Raw genomic sequence first — 17,256 nt, forward strand, 5'->3', positions numbered from 1 at the left:
ATTTTGTCCTGAATATTATGAATATTACGGAACAGGAAACGGACCCCAAAAGTGCCGCCGTCCCGAGCCGGCCGTGATGACGACTGCCGAATTCGACGGAAAAAATTGGTGGGTGCAAGCTCCCGGTAGTTACGCGTCGGACTGCGAATTAGGGCGCAACCCGACGTTTTGGCGGCTGTTGCCCGCGCCTCCGGAAGGGATAATCTAATGGACCCCCAATCCTACCAGCAAATGATGATTCAACAGCTGATGGGTGCCGGTTACGCGCCCCCCGGCATGAGCGGACAGCTCCCCACATCGCAGTACGGGCAAAGCGCGGTGACCGGCAACGGCATGGCGTTGCAACAGGCGCAGCAGGGCCAGCCTGGGATGCTCGGTCAGGCGCCTCCGTCGCAAGTGATGCAACAGCCAATGCAGTCCTATCCCAGCGCGCCGCAGTATTGAGCGCCCATGTCGTCAATCATTGAATTGAAATCCCGGCCGATCGCGACGCTTGGCCCGGAGCGCACCTGATGAAGATTCTCTGCATCGGCGGGGCATCCGACGGGCACATGCGCGAAGTCACTGGAACACGCCTGACGACCGCTGCGGCGATTTCGCCAGTATCTATCTATGAATATGATCGGCAGCCATCGCCGGTCATTATCGAGAAGAGCTATTATAGGATCGAATGTATGTCGTTCTCGACCCGAGAGGGCGTCGAGAAGCGATATTTCTGGGTTGAAGAGTCGCTCACGCCGTTGCAGGCCATGGACCGGCTAATTGAAGGATATCGACAGCCGGCCAAGGCGTCTGTCGAGGCTTAACCCGAGGAACCAATGGACCCCGAAAAACTGAACGACGGCCGGGATACAGCTCCCGCCGGTGGAGAAACTCGCGTTGAACGCACCGAGCCGCAACGCGAAGAGAACCCAAATCGTCATCCTCGGGATGAAGCCGCAGGCAAGGAAAAGGGCAAAGATGTTCGTTCTCTTGTGCGCGCCGCAATCCGTGAACATAAAGACCCGGACGAGCCGCGCAATGAGCGCGCGCCGGGGACAAGAGATCTAAAGCCTCAGGATCGAGCGGCGTCTACGCCCTCTCCGCAGGCTCAAACCGTTTCTTCGAAGCCAGATGCCAGCGCGACTGTACCGCCGGCCGAGCCACAAGCTCCGGCCAGCGTCGCTGCCCCCGCTGCCCTGTCGAAGGATGTCAAGGCCATATGGGACACGCTTCCGGACCAGGTGAAAGCCGAGTTCGTCAAGCGTGAGCAAGACACCCAAAAGGGCGTTGAACAACTCAAGGCCAAATTCAAGCCGATCGAGGATGCTTTTACACCCGTCAAAGATCAATTGCAGCGCCTGGGCAAGACAGAAGCCGAAGCGGTCTCGCAATTGCTTGGATGGCATGCCGCGCTTGCCGGGCCCAACAAGGCCCAAGCGTTCAAAGCCCTCGCTCAGGCGCACGGATTCGATCTCTCAACCCTCGGCCCACAGCCCGGCGTTGCGCCTCAGACTCCGGCTGACCCGAACCAAATTCTCCGACCCTATCTCGATCCGTTGAATCAGAAGGTCACCGCTCTCGAAACCGAGCTACAGCGCCGGGACCGTGAGCGGGTACAGAACGACATCTCAAATTTCTCCAAGGACAAGCCGCACTTTGAAAAGGTGCGTACCGTCATGGGGCATTTGATCAACTCAAAGATCGCGACCGGCGCCACCCCGAAGGAAGTCTTCGATGACGCCTATGAGCGCGCTTGCCGCGCCGATCCCGAGACGTTCGCTCTGATTCAGCAGGAACAGCGAGAGAAGCAGGAAGCCGAAACCCGCGCTGCCCAGGAAGCCGCCGCCAAAAAGGCGGCTGACGAGGCTGAGCGCCGCAGAAAAGCTGATGCTGAAGAGGTCCAGAAGGCGCGCCGAGCCGGCGTCGGTCCCCGCGCGGGATCTCCGGTTGGCGGCCGAGCGGTTGCGGGTACACCGCAAGGGCAGTCGGTTCGAGACAGTCTGAAGAGCGCAATCAAGGAGCAGTCGGCCATAATCTAAGGATTATGGTGTTATGGCATTCCCCAATTTGTCGGAAATCGTCACGACGACCCTGCGTAATCGCACGGGCGTCCTGGCCGATAACTTCTCCCGCAACAACGCCCTCATCCGCCGGCTCAACACCCGCGGCAGAGTCAAGACCTTCTCCGGCGGTCGCACGATCGTTCAGGAGCTGGCATACGCCAATAACCAGACCTTCCAATGGTATTCGGGTTATCAGACCCTGAATATCAGCCCCTCGCAGACCTTTACTGCGGCGGAATTCCCGATCCGGCAGGCTGCGCTCGCCGTATCGATCTCCGGCCTCGAGGAGTTGCAGAACTCCGGCGAGGAAGCCATCATCGATCTGCTGGAAAGCCGCATCGAGAATGGCGAGGATACGTTCCTGAACGGCCTGTCTCTCGCCATGTACGGCGACGGCAGCGTGACGGGCACGATCAACGGTCTCGCCAATCTCGTCGCCAACACGCCGACTTCTGGCGTCGTCGGCGGTATTGATCGGGCGACGTGGTTGTTTTGGCGCAACATTGCCTTCTCGGCGCTGGCGAACGGCGGCGGCGCGGCGACGTCGGCTAATATCCAGCACTACATGAACTCGCTGTGGAAGCAGCTGGTTCGCGGGCGCGACATGCCCGATCTGATCGTTGCGGACGGCAATTACTGGCAGCTCTATCTCGAGAGCCTCCAGGCCATCCAGCGCATTCAAACCGAAAGCCGCGCGCCGGATATGGCTGAAATCGGGTTCGAGACGCTCAAATATATGAGCGCCGACGTCGTGCTTGATGGCGGCTTCCAGGGCTTCGCCAATGATCCGTTCACCCCGGATATTGCGGGCGGTTCGGCCGTTGGCGGCGCGCCGACGAACACGATGTACATGCTGAACACTAAGTATCTGCATTGGCGTCCGCACGCCGATCGCGACATGGTTCCGCTCGATCCGAACCGCTTTTCGGTCAACCAGGACGCGATGGTCCGCCTGCTCGGTTGGGCGGGAAACATGACGCTGAGCGCCGCCTTCCTGCAAGGCGTTCTCACCAGCTGATCATGCTTGGCGAGACGGCCCCACATCGTCTCGCTTTTCTTTCCCGCTTCAGTTCGCTTTTCCGAAAGGATCCTCATCATGCCTGCAACCGCTTCCGGGCTGGCCTTTGCGACAACCCCTCTCGAGGGCGTCAATCTGACCATCACCTATACCGTCAACAATCAGACCCCCGAATTTCCTGGACCGCCTTTTTCGTTGGGTCAGGTCGTTCAGGGCGTCGATAATTCCGAATATGTCTTCGTGAAATTCGCCGCGGCTTATCCGGTCGGCACCGTGGGTTTCATGGACGCCAATTGGAACTTCACGGCGCTCACCAGCGCGAACGCCGCGGCGGTCTCCGGCCAATTGGTCGGCGTCATGTCGCAAGTCAACTCTCTTGGTGGTGACTTCGGCTTCGTTCAGACCGCCGGTCTCTCTCCGGCGATTCTGACCGCGGCGAGCACGCCCGCCAATACCGCGCTGTTCACTTCGGCCACCGCTGGCCAGTTGACCAGCACGGCAGCGGCCAACGTCGCGATTGATGGCATCATTCTGACGACCGCCAATGGGGCGAGCGCCGGCGTGGCGCCGGGTCTCCTCAACCAGCCGCAAGTCTTGCTGCCGAGCTAATAAATAACCGGGGCGCGCCGTTGAGGCTCGCCTCGTTCCTCTTTGGAGCGTGACCTTTCATGAATAACCATGTGACGATTGACGGCCAAGGAGGAACGATCCAGCCCAATGGTCTGGTTCGCTTCGGTTCCGACGAAACCGTGAACGTGCTGTTTTATACGAAATCGGTGCTTGATCCGGTTCAATCGCGCGAGCGCGGCCGACCCTATCACGTGTCGCTGCCCTATGTCCGAATCCAGCAGCCTGGCGAGAAGGATTACATCGATCGCCCGGTGACGGAAAATGACGCGGCGAAGCATCGCTGGCCTCACCATTGGGCGCGCTATGAGGGCGGCCAGAAGCCTGCTCCGGCCGGGACGCCGCTGGAATGCCTTTTCCCGCAACACCCCGAGATCGCCGCCAATTTGCATACGCTCGCTGTCCACACGGTAGAGCAGCTCGCCGGCCTGACCGCGCACGGCCAGCAGACCATCGGCATGGGCGCGACGGAATGGCAGCGCAAGGCCAAGGAATTCCTCGCCGCGGCCAATGGCGGCGTCGGCATGCATCGCCTCCAGCAGGAAAACGACAAGCTCAAGGGCCAGATCGAGGTTCAGGGCAACCAGATCGCGCTCATGAAGACGCAGATCGATCGGCTTCTCGCGGCGCAGAACCAGAAAATACCGCCTGCGATGATCCCGAATGGAGATCCGACGCTCGCCCAGCAGTTCGGCGAGGGGCGCACCACCGATTATCCGCCGCAATTCGGCGATAGCCGCCAAACCTTCCCGAACGACGACCTACCCGATACAGACGCCGCGCCTGCAATCGAGGCCTCCGATGAACCGATGTTCGTCGAAGAGGAAGCCGCAGACTCGGAAGAATCTCTCGATGCGCCGCCGAAACGTCGCGGCGGATGGCCGGCCGGAAAACCGCGTAAGCCGCACGAGTAGTCTCTCCAATCTCAACCCCAAAAAGGAAGACCATCATGGCGATTCAGACGGATCTCACGGGCCTTGGCGTGCCGCCGGCGGTCGCCGAGCGCATCGGCTACAATATTGCGCCGCTCAATGGCATCGGCACGACGCAGGCCGGGGCTGCGAAGATCGGAAGCTCGATCACCCTGGCCAATGCGCAGACGGGCGCCACAGCCTATACGCTTCCAACTGGCCCGATCGCCATGGGCAAGGAGCATTACGTCTTCAACGTCGGCGCCGTTGCAGCGCTGGTCTTCCCGCCGCTCGGCGGCGCCACCCTCAATGGCAGCACCACGGGCGATATCTCCATCGCTGCAGGGAAGGGCGCGATATTTATGCTCGTCGCGGGATCCGGCGGCGCCGCGCCGCAATGGGTCTGCGTAGCCGGCGCGTAATCGGAGCTATCGACAATGCCGATGACCTATCTGGAAATCGTTCAGACAGCTTGCGACGAGCTCGGCCTTGATCGGCCCGCGGTCGTCGCGGGCGCGACCGATCTTCAGACTCGTCAACTCGGAGCGCTAATCAATCGGGATCTTCGCGAAATCCAGCAGAATTACGACTGGACCGCGCTGCAAACCGAATACAATTTGCATGTCGCGCAGCCCGTTAACGCGATCGGTGACGTTCTGCAAGGCAGCCCGCTGATCAAAAATATCAAGATTGTCGGCGCCGATGGATTTAGCGACGGATTTAGCGATGGATTTGGCGGCGGCGACGCCACTCAATTCAGCCAGCTTTGGGTCGTCAATGGGCAATTCCTTCCCGTTGCGACGCGTGTAGCCACCGTCCCTGGCCCGACGATGGTCACCATTGATCAGCCGGCGACCGCCACTCAAACGGGCGTCCCGATGGTTTTCGCGAAAGACACCTATCCGGAGCCGGCCGATTTTTCTCGATTTATCAACCAGACATGGTGGGATCGCACGAACCGCTGGTCTTTGATGGGGCCAGACAGCCCTCAACTCGATCAGTGGCATCGATCCGGCATTGTGACGATCGGGCCTCGCCGACATTTCCGGCAGATCGGCTCGAACGGTCTCAAGCAAGCCAATGGGCCGATCAATAATTATCGGCTCTGGCCGCCGCCGGGCGCGATCGATACGCCAATCGATATCGTTTTCGAATACATTTCCAAGAATTCGGTGCTTAGCGCCAATGGCGTGGCGCAGGCGAGGTTTTTGGCCGACACTGATTTCCCGATCCTGGATGAGAATATCTTCATCCTCGGCGCGAAGTGGCGGATGTGGCAGATCAAGGGCTTCGACTACGCCGCTTTCCAGCAGGAATATCAGGATTACGTCGACCGCAAATACGGCAATGACGGCGGCGCGAAAACCTTGTCGCTGCCGAGCCCGCGCGTCGGTTATTTCGCGTCTGTTGTTCAGGACGGATCTTTTCCGGGACCGGTCGGAAACTGATCGATGCGCATCACTGCGAAAGCCAAACGACCACAAAAGATGGTGGTGGTCGAGGGCGTACCTTTGCCGGCGCCTGTCAGCGGTTGGGATGCAATTTCGCCGCTGGCCAATATGCCGGTGGATCGGGCTTTTCAACTCGACAATTGGGTTTGCCGGCCGGGCTGGATCGAGCCGCGCCGTGGTTCGGTTGTCCAGGCGACGGGTTTGGGGACTAACAAGACGCCTGTCCAGACCCTCATGGCGTTCAACGGGTTCAACGGGACGCGAAAGATCTTCGGCGTCGCGGGCGGGACGATTTACGATTGCACCGCAGTCGGTCCGGCCACGCCCACCACAATGACCGGGCTGCAAAATTCGCGGCTCCAATACATCATGTTCTCGAACGCCTCTCAGGCGCAGCATATCATCGCCTGCAATGGCGCCGATGGCGTCCTCCTTTACGACGGGACCACATGGAGCAAGGCGCCCATCACCGGCGATGGAATCGACCCGACGCAATTCATTCAAGTCAACGCATATCAGCAACGCCTCTGGTTCGTTCAGAATAACTCGACGGACGTCATTTTCTTAACCACTGTCGGAGGCATCCAGGGCGCCGCTCAGACCTTCCCCCTCGGTCAATTGATGACCAAGGGCGGATTTCTCATGGCGATCGGGACATGGACGGTCGACACCCGGCAGAATGTCGATGAATATATCGCGTTTATGACGTCCCGCGGTGAGGTCATCGTCTTTGCCGGGACGGATCCGACCACGGCGAGTACCTTCCAGCTCGTCGGTCGATATCAGATCGGCTCGCCGATAGAGCGCCGCTGCTTTCTGCGCATCTCCGGCGATCTGATGATTATCACCGTCGACGGCGTCGTCGGCATGTCGGAGATGTTGTCCACCGATCGCGCGGCGGCAAACAGGGTTTCGCTGACGTCGATCATCATGAATCAGATGGCGTTGGCCGCACAGCAATTTAAGAATAATTTTGGTTGGCAGCTGATTGAATTCCCTCTGGGAACGCTCGCCATCCTGAATATCCCGATGCAAGAAAACGCCTTCCAGATGCAATTCGTGATGAACACCATCATCGGGGCCTGGTCGCGCTTCATCGGGATCGATCCGAGCACGGGGTTGCAATCGCCGCTGTTCGGGATTAACGCCAATTGCTGGGAAGTCGACGCCGCGGATAATATTTTCTGGGGCGGCAATAACGGCACTGTTTTTCAATGGAATGTCGGATCTGGAGACGGGAAGCAGCCGATTTGCTGCATCGTCAAGGGCGCCTATAATTCGTTCGGAAACGCGGCGCAACTGAAGCGCTATACGAGCTTGCAGGCGCTGATCACTGCGTCGGCCAATCCTGTACCCTCCATCGGGATCGACGTAGATTTCAAGAATGCCGCGACATTCTCGACGGAGCAGCCAGTTACCACATCGCAAGCGCTGTGGAATCAGGTCAAATGGGGCCAGTTCAATTGGGGTAATGCGCCGGGCATCACAAATAACTGGCTGTCTCCCCAAGGGATCGGGCATTACGTCTCGGTCTGGACGAAAGTCACGACCCAGCAGAACCCGAATAATCCGTCCGCTACGAGCAATTTACAGCTGAACGGGTGGAATATCTTGGCGGAACGAGGGGCATTTATTTGAATCTCCTTTTCGGTCACGACAAAACAGTTGCAGATTGGGCGTCCAAGAAATTCGGCTCTCCATTGCGCAATTGGTATTGGGCGATTGGGATCATCGATCGTGAAGGGCTCTTGGTTGGAGCCGCATCATTTCACGATTTCAACGGATCGAACGTCGAGCTCTGCTTTTATGGCCCCGGCGCGATGACGCCGACGATCCTGCGCGGGTTGATGAAGTTCGCGTTCGTCGGCTTGAAGGTCAATCGCGTGACGGCCCGGATGCCGCGCCAAAATAAAATCGTGATCAAGGCGCTGCCTCGCTTCGGGTTCAAATGCGAGGGCGTCTTGAAGCGTTACTTCGGCCCGACAAAGCGGCTCGATGCGATCATGTTCGGCATTCTGGCCGCGGATGCTCAAAAATATATTGAGAGGGCGAGATGAGTCTCAGTCAGCCGACGCCCCCAAATCCCACACAGACGGCTGACACGCAGCAGGGCTTCAATCAACAAGCCGCGACGCAGCAGGCCGAGCTGAATGACGTCAACCAGCAGACGCCTTTTGGGTCCGAAACTTTCACCCAATCCGGGACCAATCCTGACGGGACACCGAAATTCACTGCGACGACGGCGCTGAGCCCGCAGGAGCAGGGCCTCTTCAACGCGACAGTCGGGACGCAACAGCAAGTCGCGAACGATGCTGGGCAGTTGGCGACGAACCTCGCGCCGTCTCTGACCTCGGGACCGAACTTGTCGAACGATGCTCTGACCAGCCAGCTGCTGAACATGCAAACCCAATTCATGCAGCCGACATTCACGCAGCAACAGAGCAATCTTGACTCGCAGCTCGCCGCGCAGGGCATCACGCAGGGGTCGACCGCCTACGATAATGCGGAGCGTTCACTCAATCAGAATCAGACCGGATCGGTTGAAAACGCCATGGCGCAGGATCAGAACCAAGTCTTCAATCAGGCGCTTCAGAGCTATGAGGCTCCAATCCAGACGCTGGGAACGCTCCTCGGCGAGGGCCAACCTGGCTCGGTCAGTTCTTCCCTGGTCTCAACACCGCAGGAACAAGTTCAGCCGGCCAATTTCGAGAGCACCGCAGAACAGAATTTCGATCAGCAAAATCAGCAGTTCCAGAACACGATTTCAGGCCTGTTCAGCATCCCGAGCGCGATTCTCGGTGGATTGGCGAGGGCGCCAGGCACGCCGGCCGCCGGTACTACGTCTGATCGCCGCGCGAAGCGGGATATCGCTGAGATCGGCCGACTCTTCGATGGCAAGCCCGTCTATCGCTTCCGCTATCACGACGATCCGAAGATGCAAATTGGATTGATGGCTCAGGATGTGGCCGAGGATTGCCCAGAAGCAGTACATGTCGGCGATGATGGGTTTATGCGCGTGAATTACGAGCGCGCGACCGAGAGCGCGGTGAGGGGCGTCGATGGCTGATCCGTCTACCGATGGCCTTGGCGCGGCGCTTGCGGCCTCGCCGAACTTCATCAATCCGGCTTACGCGACGCCGGCGCAGCGACAGCAGCTCTACGCCTATGCTAACGAGCTTATGAAGCCGCAGCCGGTGAAAAGCGTGGCGCAGGGATTTGGCGAGCTCGCGCGCGCCCTCGTTGGAGGGTACACGGGTCATCTCGCAGATCAGCAGGAACAGAACAGTTATGCGGCCCAAGTCGGCAAAACGAACGACTATTTGAACAGTCCACAGGGGGCTGGAAGCTCCCCGCCTGGTGCGCAAACCGCGGCAAGTGACATCTCCGGCCCAATCCTGCAACAGGAGAGCGGCAATAATCCGAATGTTGCTCCCAGCGTCGACGGCGCTCGAGGCCAAGGCCAGATCATGCCGGCGACATTCGCCGCCTATGCCAAACCAGGGGAAAGTATCGATAATCCATCCGATAATCTTGCGGTGCATCACCGCATCATTGCGGACTACCAGCAGCGCTACGGAGGCGACCCCGCGCGCGTTGCCGTAGCCTATTTCTCAGGTCCGGGAAACGTAGCGCCGCCAGGTTCGCCGACGCCCTGGATCGCCGATCGCGAGGACGGGAACGGCAAGACTGTCTCAAGCTATGTGAATGACGTCACCGGTCGGGTTAAGCTCGCCGGCCCCGTTCCGACGCCGAACAGCGCGCCACAGCAGCCAGCTGCTACAAGCGCGCCGACGGTACGCCCGGTCGCTAATCCACAGCGGAACGCAGCTGCGGCATCGCTCTTGGCAATGCCGGACTTAAATCCGGCGACGGCTGCGATCCTTCAACGCGAATATTCGCCCCAGACGCTTGAAGACCCATATGGAGGGTTTCACTTCGCGACGCCAGCTCAGGGCGCCGGACCCTCGGTTACCCCGCAAGTTCATTTCGGGGGCGTTGCCGTTCCTGGCTTTGCGGGAGAGACGACCACATCGCCTGGGCCAACGGGCGCACCGCAGACCCAGGTTATCGCACCTTCTCCTCCCCAAGGCGGCCCGCAAGCGGGAAATCCGCTGGCCGGAGCGGCTCCCTTGGTAAATGCTGGAATCGGATTCAAGGCTGCTGAGGACGAAGCCGGGAAGGATGTCGATACCCTCGCGACTTATCGCAATACGGGCGTCCAGGCGAAGGCCACCCTCGGCATGCTGGATCAAGCCGAGCAACTTGGTCAGAAGGCGAATTATGGGTTCGTGCCCTTGATGCAGAATTTCCTCGGAAAATATGGCATCAAGACAGACAATCTGCCGGATCAGCAGGCCTACACGGCGGCGGTTTATGCCCTTGGCGCGACGAGCCCGCAGATTGCGGGGGCATTCGCGAGCTCCCCGCCAAATCTGCTGACCCCGGAGGGCCGGCAAATCGCCTTTGAAAACCTGAAAACTCTGGCCAATTATCAGGCTAAGGTGGGGGAAATCGCGGGCGATCGTTCGATTCCCGTCGCGGAACGCATGACGAGAATCCAAGCGCTTCCGCCCCCGACGCCGCCGCAGGCGCAACAATCTCCAGCGCCGGGCTCGGCGACAGCTTCGCCCACGGCCGCCGCGCCCCCAGTGGGATTCAGACAAGCCAAAGACGGCGCCTTTTATGCGCCTGATCCCAATAGGCCTGGCAAGTTTGTAAAGTGGACGCCCTGATGGCGATCGCTCCTGTCGACTATGACCCTTTTGCCGACGCTCCTGCCGCGCAGGCTTCGGGGACAATTACGCCGGTGGATCATGATCCATTTGCGTCAGAGCCGCATGGCTTTTTGGATACTGCAAAGGATGTCGCGCAAAGCGGCTTGACCGGCCTCGCCAAGGGCGTCGCTCATATCCCGAGCCTCTACGGCGATGTGCGGGATATGGCATCCAACATCACGCAACAAGGTGCCGCGTGGGCGCTTGAGTACACTGGTCAACTGCCGCCAGGCAAGACTGCGGCGGATATACTTGCCGATGTGAATAAGCCTGCGCCGAGTGAAACGAACGCTGACCAGAGCGCGCTCGGCCAAGTCGCGCGCGCCGTCGATAATTTCGCAGCGCCGAACTCGGCCCAGGTCGATCAGGTCGTTCAAAGCGCAGCTGGTGCCTATCATCAGCCTCAGACCGAGGCTGGACGCTATGCCGACACGATCGGGCAATTCGTTCCGGCGGCGGCGCTCGGGGGGGGGCTCCGGTCAGATTTGGCGTCATACCTGGAGTCGCGTCAGAAGCGGCAGGGCAGGCGACGGAGGGAACTCCATGGGAGCCCGCGGCGCGCGCTATTGCGCCCGTGCTTGCTGGGGGCGCAGCATCCTTCGCGACGGGACCGACAGTCGAGCAAGGGATGCTGGCCACTGCCACCCGCGGCGTAGATGATCAAACCATGCGGGCGGCCCAACAAATCATGGAGGATGCTGCGCAACGCGGCATTAGATTGACATCAGCCGAGGCCATCCAGCAAGCGACTGGCGGCGCCACCCAAATGGGTCGTATCCAGCGTCTGGTCGAAGGCACGCGGGAAGGCGGGGCAATCACCGCGCCGGCGATGGCGCAACGCCCGGCCCAGGTGGCCGGCGCCGTCAATGACGCACTCGATCGGATCGCTCCCGCCTCGGCGCAGCCTTCCGTCTTGGGCATGCAGGGACAGGAGGCCGCAAACAGCGCGATCGAAGGCGTAAACCGGAATATCAATCAGGCGTCTCGGCCATTTTATCAAGCGGCAGAGGCGCAAACGATAGATCCGCACGATTTTACGCCGATCGCGAATAACCCGGCGTTTCAGGTTTCCCTCAACCGGTTGCGCGCTAATCCGGTTCTTGGTCCGCAATATGCTCATCTGCCAGATAATGCGATCGGCGTTGTCGACGCAGTGACCAAGGACATGCGGGCGCGAGGGCAAGCACTCTCAAATGTCGCGAACCCTGGCTTTCAGCCGCAGGAGGCCGCGACGTATGGCGGCGGGGCTTCAGACGCACGGGATATCGCTCGTGACCCAAATCGCGGGGGCGACCCGAATTACGATGCCGCCCTTTTGCTTCAACAGCGCGGGAGGCAACAATTTCTCGATCCGCTGCAGGCTGGCCCGCTTGGAACGATGAGCGGAACGCCGGCCGTGCGGGCGCAGACTAGCGCGCTTTTCCCGTCCGCGCCGCTCGAAGGCTCCGCCGCAGAGACGACGCAAGCGATTGGCCACCTAAATCAGCAAAATCCAGCAATCGCCCCCGCTCTCGCGCGCCAACATCTTGCGACTGCTTTCTCGGAAGCCAGTCAAAACAATGTCCCTGGCGAAAACCAATGGGGAGGCGCTAAATTTGCAGCACAAGTCGCCGGCAATCCGTTGCAGCGCGAGACGCTAGCAGCCGGGCTCGGAGCGCTTCCGAATGGAGCGGCTGTTGCGCCGGACATTCACAGCTTATTGACCGCGCTGGAAGCTACGGGAAAACGCCAAGCGCCGGGATCCTTGACAGCCTTCAATGCCGAGGATTTGAAAAATCTTTCAGAGCCGGGGACGGCGGCGGCGCTGGGAAACACGCTTCTAACTCTGAATCCCGGCTCGATCTGGCAAAAGACGTCAGATGCTCTCACTCGGGCAAGACTTGGAAGCAGATCAGAGGCGCTTGCGCACGCTCTTCTCGCCAACCCTGGGGAGGCTTTCAGCACCATTATGGAGGCCCAGCGGGCTGCCCCCATAGGGCGCGCGCAACGAGACCTCGCCGCTGCCCTTCTTGCCGGGCGCACCGGCGCGACTTCGCAGCCAGCGCCATAGTCGCTTCGTTCCATCGATCGCTTCGGAGATTCCGTCTGTGAGCAACCAGGCCACGAGAATCGCAAATGGAACGTGGAAAAGATTTCCGCGAGCAATTTCTGGCCAGACGTTCCAGCACCACGCGACGACAATTATTATCTGGAAAATCAACCACTTCATGGCATTTTCTTTCGCATATCAACGATGGGAAATGCCAAATGTTGATAGCCAGTCTCTATTATAACATTCCGGTAGATATTGCGGGGAAGTCTGCCCCATTCGGCCATCGCATTCGCTATCGGCAGAATTTACGTAGAAATTATGAGATCCCATGCATGTAGCGATGCCGCTGAGTCTATTTTGTTCGGAAATGTTCATCCCCGATGGAAGAATTTCTGGCGCTCTAAAGGGTATCTCCAGCTCACATTTGCTTAATCTGGTTACGCTCGAGACGGGCCATTCTATAGCATATGCTGACATTGGTCTGCCCCCTGAAAAGTGATCCTCCGTGAAGTATGGGCTTATGAGCCTGATGGAGGACTGCGCAATGCCGAGGAAAAGACAGAAGGCGGAAGAGATCGTCGCGAAGCTACGGCAAGTCGAAGTGCTTAGCGCGCAAGGGCGACCGGTCGCGGAGGCGATCCGCTCGATAGGGGTGACGGAAGTTACATACTATCGATGGCGGTCGGAATACGGCGGCCTGAAGGGCGATCAGGTGAAGCGGCTGAAGGAGCTGGAGGCGGAGAATACGCGGCTCCGTCGAGCGGTGTCCGATTTGACGCTTGAGAAGCTGATCCTGAAAGAGGCTGCCTCGGGAAACTTCTGAGCTCCGCGCGTCGTCGCGCCTGCGTGGAGCATGTGATCGCCGAACATGGCGTTTCCGAGCGGTTCGCTTGCCGGGTTCTCGGTCAGCATCGCTCCACGCAGCGCAAGGTTCCGACCAAGCCCGATGACGAAGCGGCATTGATCGCCGACATCACGGCGCTCGCCATCCAGTACGGCCGCTATGGCTACCGCCGCATCACGGCGATGTTGTGGGAGCGAGGCTGGAAGATCAACGTCAAACGGGTCGAGCGGATCTGGCGACGCGAGGGGCTGAAAGTTCCGGCCAGACAACCCAAGCGCGGGCGTCTCTGGCTCAATGACGGCTCGTGCGTCCGGCTGCGCCCGCAATGCCCCAACCACGTCTGGTCCTATGACTTCGTCGAGGACCGCACTCATGATGGCAGGAAATATCGCATGCTGAATATCATCGACGAATTTACCCGCGAATGCATCGCGATCAGGATTAACCGGCAGCTGAAGGCAGCGGACGTCATCGACGTTCTCTCGGACCTCTTCATCTTGCGAGGGGTTCCGGTCCACATTCGTTCCGACAACGGCCCGGAGTTCATCGCCAAGGCGTTGCGTGACTGGATTGCCGCCGTCGGCGCGAAGACCGCCTACATCATGCCGGGCAGTCCCTGGGAGAACGGCTATTGCGAGAGCTTCAACTCGAAGCTGCGCGACGAGCTTTTGAATGGTGAAATCTTCTACACTCTCAAGGAGGCGAAGGTCGTCATTGAGCGATGGCGACGCCACTACAACACCGTGCGCCCGCACTCATCGCTGGGCTACAAGCCGCCAGCCCCGGAGACCCTGCAATGGCCGGCTTCGCAATCCGGACCAGCTTCGCCCGCCACGCCAGCAATAGCGCCAGGGCCGACAATGCACTAACATTCAAACTGGATCACCCCATGGGGGCAGGCCACATTGGCCCCAACAATCTAGCTGTCTTGGAAGTCGGTATCGCGATCGGCGCGAACACTTCCGGCGTTTTGATCGCCAAACAAAACGTTACCTCTGTTGCAACGGAGCTGAGCGACGGCGGCGTGCCGGGCGGCAATACCTACATTCCTCCGCTGGCGAGGAGGGACGCGGCTACGCAGGCTGCCGGCCTCGTGGGCGAGATCATGTCGCTCTCGGTCCCGAATTCTTCTGCTGTGTCACAGCCGACCTCCGGAACACCGATCAACATCGGCTCCATCGCGCTGACGCCCGGCAACTGGCTTTGCAACGGCACGGTTTGGACAAAGCCAGCGGCAACCACGACGACATCAAGCCTCCTAGCCTCTCTTTCCACGACATCCGCGACCAATGCTGCTGCTGGAAGCGTCGGAGCGGCTGAGAGCTCTTCGGCGATCCCGGCCAATGTGGCGGAGAGCGTCAACTTTGGGCCTGCGGTTTTCAATGTTTCTGCGGCCACGACGCTTTTCTTAGTCGGCAACGCCTCGTTCGCAGTGAGCACGATGGCTCTTTATGGGAGCGCACAATGCCAACGCTACATGTGAGATGCGAGATGCTCATATCGAAGGTGAGATAATGGACATTTCCGAAAAGGGATTGCTAGCGCTCATCGGTCGCGAAGGATCGCGACTCAAGGCCTATCGCGACAGCCGCGGGATTTGGACCATCGGCGTCGGCCATACGGGCCGCGCGAGTCCGCCATCGGTTCATGCCGGGATGACCATCACTCCCGACGAGGAAATGCGAATCCTCCATACCGATCTCGCGCCGGAAATCGCCGCAGTCAATCGGGCGATCCGCGTTAGCATCAGCCAAGATCAGTTCGACGCTTGCGTTTCGCTTGCCTTCAACATCGGCGCGCATGGCTTCGTCGGATCGACCGTCGTCCACATGATCAATGCCGGCAATTTAGAGGCCGCGGCGAATGCCTTCCTGATGTGGGATCACCCATCAGAGTTGAAGGGTCGCCGCGAAGCCGAGCGAGAGCAATTTTTGGGAGTCGCCGCATGAGACTCGCGCGTGCTCTTCCCCTCACGAAAGGAACCAAAACGATGCGTGGATTTCGCTTGATTGTCGCCATTTGTTGCGCCGCTCTGGTTTGTGCGTCGCCTTCCTTTGCCGCCTCGAAAGCAAAATTGCCGCTGCCGCTCCCGATCGACCCGCTCGGTTTGAATGGCGATGCCGCCGCGACGACTTCGAAGCTCCCGATCCCGCTGCCGTTCGATCCGCTCGGCCTCAACGAGACCGGCCTCCAGTCACCTGACCAAATGGTCGACAAGGTTCGCGCTTGGGTCACGAGCGACGCCGCCGCGGATTTGGCCGCGGCTCAGACTGTCGCCAAGGCCGCCGGAAATACGATAACGGCGGCTTGCTGGACGCCAATTCAGGCCTTCGTCGCGCAGGTTCAGGCGCTCCCGGTGGCTAGCGATATGCCGAAAATTCACCTCGCCGTGGATATCGAGATCATCACGGATCTTGAAATCGCGCTGTCGCCCAATTCGCCAATCGTCGCCGGTTGCTCCTCACTCGCGAATTTCCAGCTCATCTCCGCGAAGGATCTCGTCTCGGGGATCCTGACGGGCGCAACTTCGCTCGCGGCTCTCGCTGCTTCGCCGATCAAGTAGGAGCTGATCGTTCCCGTTCCGCCCGCGAACACCGCAAGAATTCGCTTCGTGACAACGAAGGATGACTTTTTTTCGCGCTTGATCCGCTTCGACAATATGGCCGCGGTGAGCCACGTCGAAGCGGTGATGGCCGATGGCACGATCATCGCGGCGCTGACCCAAGGCGGCGTGCAACGCCTTCCCGGCGACTACGCGCCAGAGGACACGTTACAAATCTTCGTCGATCTCAAATGACGCCGGAAATGTACGCCCATTGGGTGGCCTTCCTCGAATATCGCATCGGCTGGCAATACGACATGAAGGCCATTCTGGGGTTCGCGACGTTCAACGGCGGCCTGCATGATCCGCGTAAACTGATCTGCTCGGCCTCGATCGCCGACTCGCTTCGTCACTGCGGCTGGTGGCCCATCCCGCTCGCCAAACGCTACCACGCCATAGATCCTGTTACGGTTCTGCTCATGCTCCAAGCGGATGTGCGCAGCATCGTCCATCCCACGGAGACGCTGACATGAACACGCTCGTAAGCATCGGGCCGGTCGTTGAATTTCTGAAGCCCGCCATCCAGGACGTCGCGGCGGTCGTGATCCTCGCGGGACTCGGCGCCGTGGGGAATCTCGCGCGTAAATATCTCAAGATCCAGATCTCCAGTTCGCAGATGGATCTCGTGCGCAAGGCGATGGCGGACGAAGTGCATCGCATGGTCGGCGAAGGCGTCGACAAGCTCTCGACGATCAACGTCAACGTCGAGTCGCCGCAGGTGGCGCGGGTCGCTAACGCCGCGATCGCTAATGCCGGGCCCGTTGTCGCGAAGTTGGGCATCACTCCCGATGAGGTGAAGGCGTTGGCCCTCAGCACGATTGGCGCCTATCAGGCGAGCGTCGAGAGCAATCCCGCGCCTGTCGTTGTATCGCCCGCGCCGATCGCCGCGCCGCCGGCGGCCGCAGGTCTCGTGACCACCTAAGAAGTTCGCCGAGGAAGGCTTTCAGGGGA

At 59.8% G+C, this 17,256-nt stretch carries 21 protein-coding genes; 20 read left to right on the forward strand and 1 reads right to left on the reverse strand.

From position 1 onward, the window contains the following. Positions 1 to 249: 249 nt before the first annotated feature. From WDN46_14260 to WDN46_14315, 12 genes are all read left to right on the forward strand, one after another. Positions 250 to 444, forward strand: a complete 195-nt coding sequence (locus WDN46_14260) for a hypothetical protein (GenBank protein MEJ0094546.1) — start codon at positions 250 to 252, stop codon at positions 442 to 444. Positions 445 to 512: 68 nt separating this feature from the next. After that, entirely contained in the window at positions 513 to 806 is a 294-nt protein-coding gene (locus WDN46_14265; GenBank protein ID MEJ0094547.1) for a hypothetical protein, read from the forward strand. A 12-nt stretch (positions 807 to 818) separates the two neighbouring features. Next, the gene (locus WDN46_14270; protein MEJ0094548.1) at positions 819 to 2,021 is read left to right on the forward strand and encodes a hypothetical protein; all 1,203 of its coding nucleotides are present in this window, start codon (positions 819 to 821) and stop codon (positions 2,019 to 2,021) included. A gap of 13 nt (positions 2,022 to 2,034) precedes the next feature. Then, entirely contained in the window at positions 2,035 to 3,063 is a 1,029-nt protein-coding gene (locus WDN46_14275; protein ID MEJ0094549.1) for a phage major capsid protein, read from the forward strand. Between the two features lie 78 nt (positions 3,064 to 3,141). After that, on the forward strand, positions 3,142 to 3,672 hold the full coding sequence (locus WDN46_14280) for a hypothetical protein (protein ID MEJ0094550.1): 531 nt from the start codon (positions 3,142 to 3,144) through the stop codon (positions 3,670 to 3,672). 59 nt (positions 3,673 to 3,731) lie between these two features. After that, positions 3,732 to 4,604, forward strand: a complete 873-nt coding sequence (locus tag WDN46_14285) for a hypothetical protein (protein ID MEJ0094551.1) — start codon at positions 3,732 to 3,734, stop codon at positions 4,602 to 4,604. Between the two features lie 35 nt (positions 4,605 to 4,639). Continuing rightward, a complete protein-coding gene (locus tag WDN46_14290) occupies positions 4,640 to 5,023 on the forward strand; it encodes a hypothetical protein (protein ID MEJ0094552.1) in 384 nt (127 codons plus the stop codon). A gap of 21 nt (positions 5,024 to 5,044) precedes the next feature. After that, complete coding sequence (locus WDN46_14295) at positions 5,045 to 6,049, forward strand: hypothetical protein (protein MEJ0094553.1); 1,005 nt, start codon at positions 5,045 to 5,047, stop codon at positions 6,047 to 6,049. Positions 6,050 to 6,052: 3 nt separating this feature from the next. Beyond that, the gene (locus tag WDN46_14300; GenBank protein MEJ0094554.1) at positions 6,053 to 7,690 is read left to right on the forward strand and encodes a hypothetical protein; all 1,638 of its coding nucleotides are present in this window, start codon (positions 6,053 to 6,055) and stop codon (positions 7,688 to 7,690) included. Then, positions 7,687 to 8,109, forward strand: coding sequence for a GNAT family N-acetyltransferase (locus tag WDN46_14305; protein ID MEJ0094555.1), 423 nt, complete (start codon positions 7,687 to 7,689; stop codon positions 8,107 to 8,109). Before WDN46_14300 ends, WDN46_14305 begins: the two co-directional genes overlap by 4 nt. Further along, complete coding sequence (locus tag WDN46_14310; protein ID MEJ0094556.1) at positions 8,106 to 9,119, forward strand: tail fiber domain-containing protein; 1,014 nt, start codon at positions 8,106 to 8,108, stop codon at positions 9,117 to 9,119. Before WDN46_14305 ends, WDN46_14310 begins: the two co-directional genes overlap by 4 nt. Continuing rightward, on the forward strand, positions 9,112 to 10,785 hold the full coding sequence (locus WDN46_14315; GenBank protein ID MEJ0094557.1) for a transglycosylase SLT domain-containing protein: 1,674 nt from the start codon (positions 9,112 to 9,114) through the stop codon (positions 10,783 to 10,785). The genes WDN46_14310 and WDN46_14315 overlap by 8 nt, the downstream gene beginning before the upstream one ends. 95 nt (positions 10,786 to 10,880) lie before the next feature. Here the strand turns inward: WDN46_14315 and WDN46_14320 are convergent, their stop codons facing one another. Then, positions 10,881 to 11,204 carry a hypothetical protein gene (locus WDN46_14320; protein MEJ0094558.1) on the reverse strand — a complete coding sequence of 108 codons (324 nt, stop codon included), beginning with the start codon at positions 11,202 to 11,204 and terminating at the stop codon, positions 10,881 to 10,883. Positions 11,205 to 11,455: 251 nt separating this feature from the next. Between WDN46_14320 and WDN46_14325 the strand changes: the two genes are divergently transcribed. The 8 genes from WDN46_14325 to WDN46_14360 all read left to right on the forward strand — a co-directional run bounded on the left by WDN46_14325 (position 11,456) and on the right by WDN46_14360 (position 17,227). Then, positions 11,456 to 12,877: a hypothetical protein gene (locus WDN46_14325; protein ID MEJ0094559.1), complete on the forward strand. Its 1,422-nt coding sequence runs from the start codon at positions 11,456 to 11,458 to the stop codon at positions 12,875 to 12,877. Positions 12,878 to 13,403: 526 nt separating this feature from the next. Further along, positions 13,404 to 14,572, forward strand: a protein-coding gene (locus WDN46_14330) for an IS3 family transposase (protein MEJ0094560.1) whose coding sequence is annotated in 2 segments (ribosomal slippage) — positions 13,404 to 13,668 and positions 13,668 to 14,572 — 1,170 coding nt in all. Because the reading frame shifts where the segments join, the coding sequence is not laid out codon by codon here. A gap of 20 nt (positions 14,573 to 14,592) precedes the next feature. Further along, on the forward strand, positions 14,593 to 15,186 hold the full coding sequence (locus WDN46_14335; GenBank protein MEJ0094561.1) for a hypothetical protein: 594 nt from the start codon (positions 14,593 to 14,595) through the stop codon (positions 15,184 to 15,186). Positions 15,187 to 15,217: 31 nt separating this feature from the next. After that, positions 15,218 to 15,652: a lysozyme gene (locus WDN46_14340; protein ID MEJ0094562.1), complete on the forward strand. Its 435-nt coding sequence runs from the start codon at positions 15,218 to 15,220 to the stop codon at positions 15,650 to 15,652. Next, positions 15,649 to 16,266, forward strand: coding sequence for a hypothetical protein (locus tag WDN46_14345; protein ID MEJ0094563.1), 618 nt, complete (start codon positions 15,649 to 15,651; stop codon positions 16,264 to 16,266). The genes WDN46_14340 and WDN46_14345 overlap by 4 nt, the downstream gene beginning before the upstream one ends. Before the next feature lie 48 nt (positions 16,267 to 16,314). After that, positions 16,315 to 16,500, forward strand: coding sequence for a hypothetical protein (locus tag WDN46_14350; protein MEJ0094564.1), 186 nt, complete (start codon positions 16,315 to 16,317; stop codon positions 16,498 to 16,500). After that, the gene (locus WDN46_14355) at positions 16,497 to 16,778 is read left to right on the forward strand and encodes a hypothetical protein (protein MEJ0094565.1); all 282 of its coding nucleotides are present in this window, start codon (positions 16,497 to 16,499) and stop codon (positions 16,776 to 16,778) included. The genes WDN46_14350 and WDN46_14355 overlap by 4 nt, the downstream gene beginning before the upstream one ends. Beyond that, positions 16,775 to 17,227 carry a hypothetical protein gene (locus WDN46_14360; protein MEJ0094566.1) on the forward strand — a complete coding sequence of 151 codons (453 nt, stop codon included), beginning with the start codon at positions 16,775 to 16,777 and terminating at the stop codon, positions 17,225 to 17,227. The genes WDN46_14355 and WDN46_14360 overlap by 4 nt, the downstream gene beginning before the upstream one ends. Positions 17,228 to 17,256 lie beyond the last annotated feature (29 nt).

It is taken from the genome of Methylocella sp., from assembly GCA_037200525.1.
In the GTDB taxonomy this organism is placed as follows: Bacteria; Pseudomonadota; Alphaproteobacteria; order Rhizobiales; family Beijerinckiaceae; genus Methylocapsa.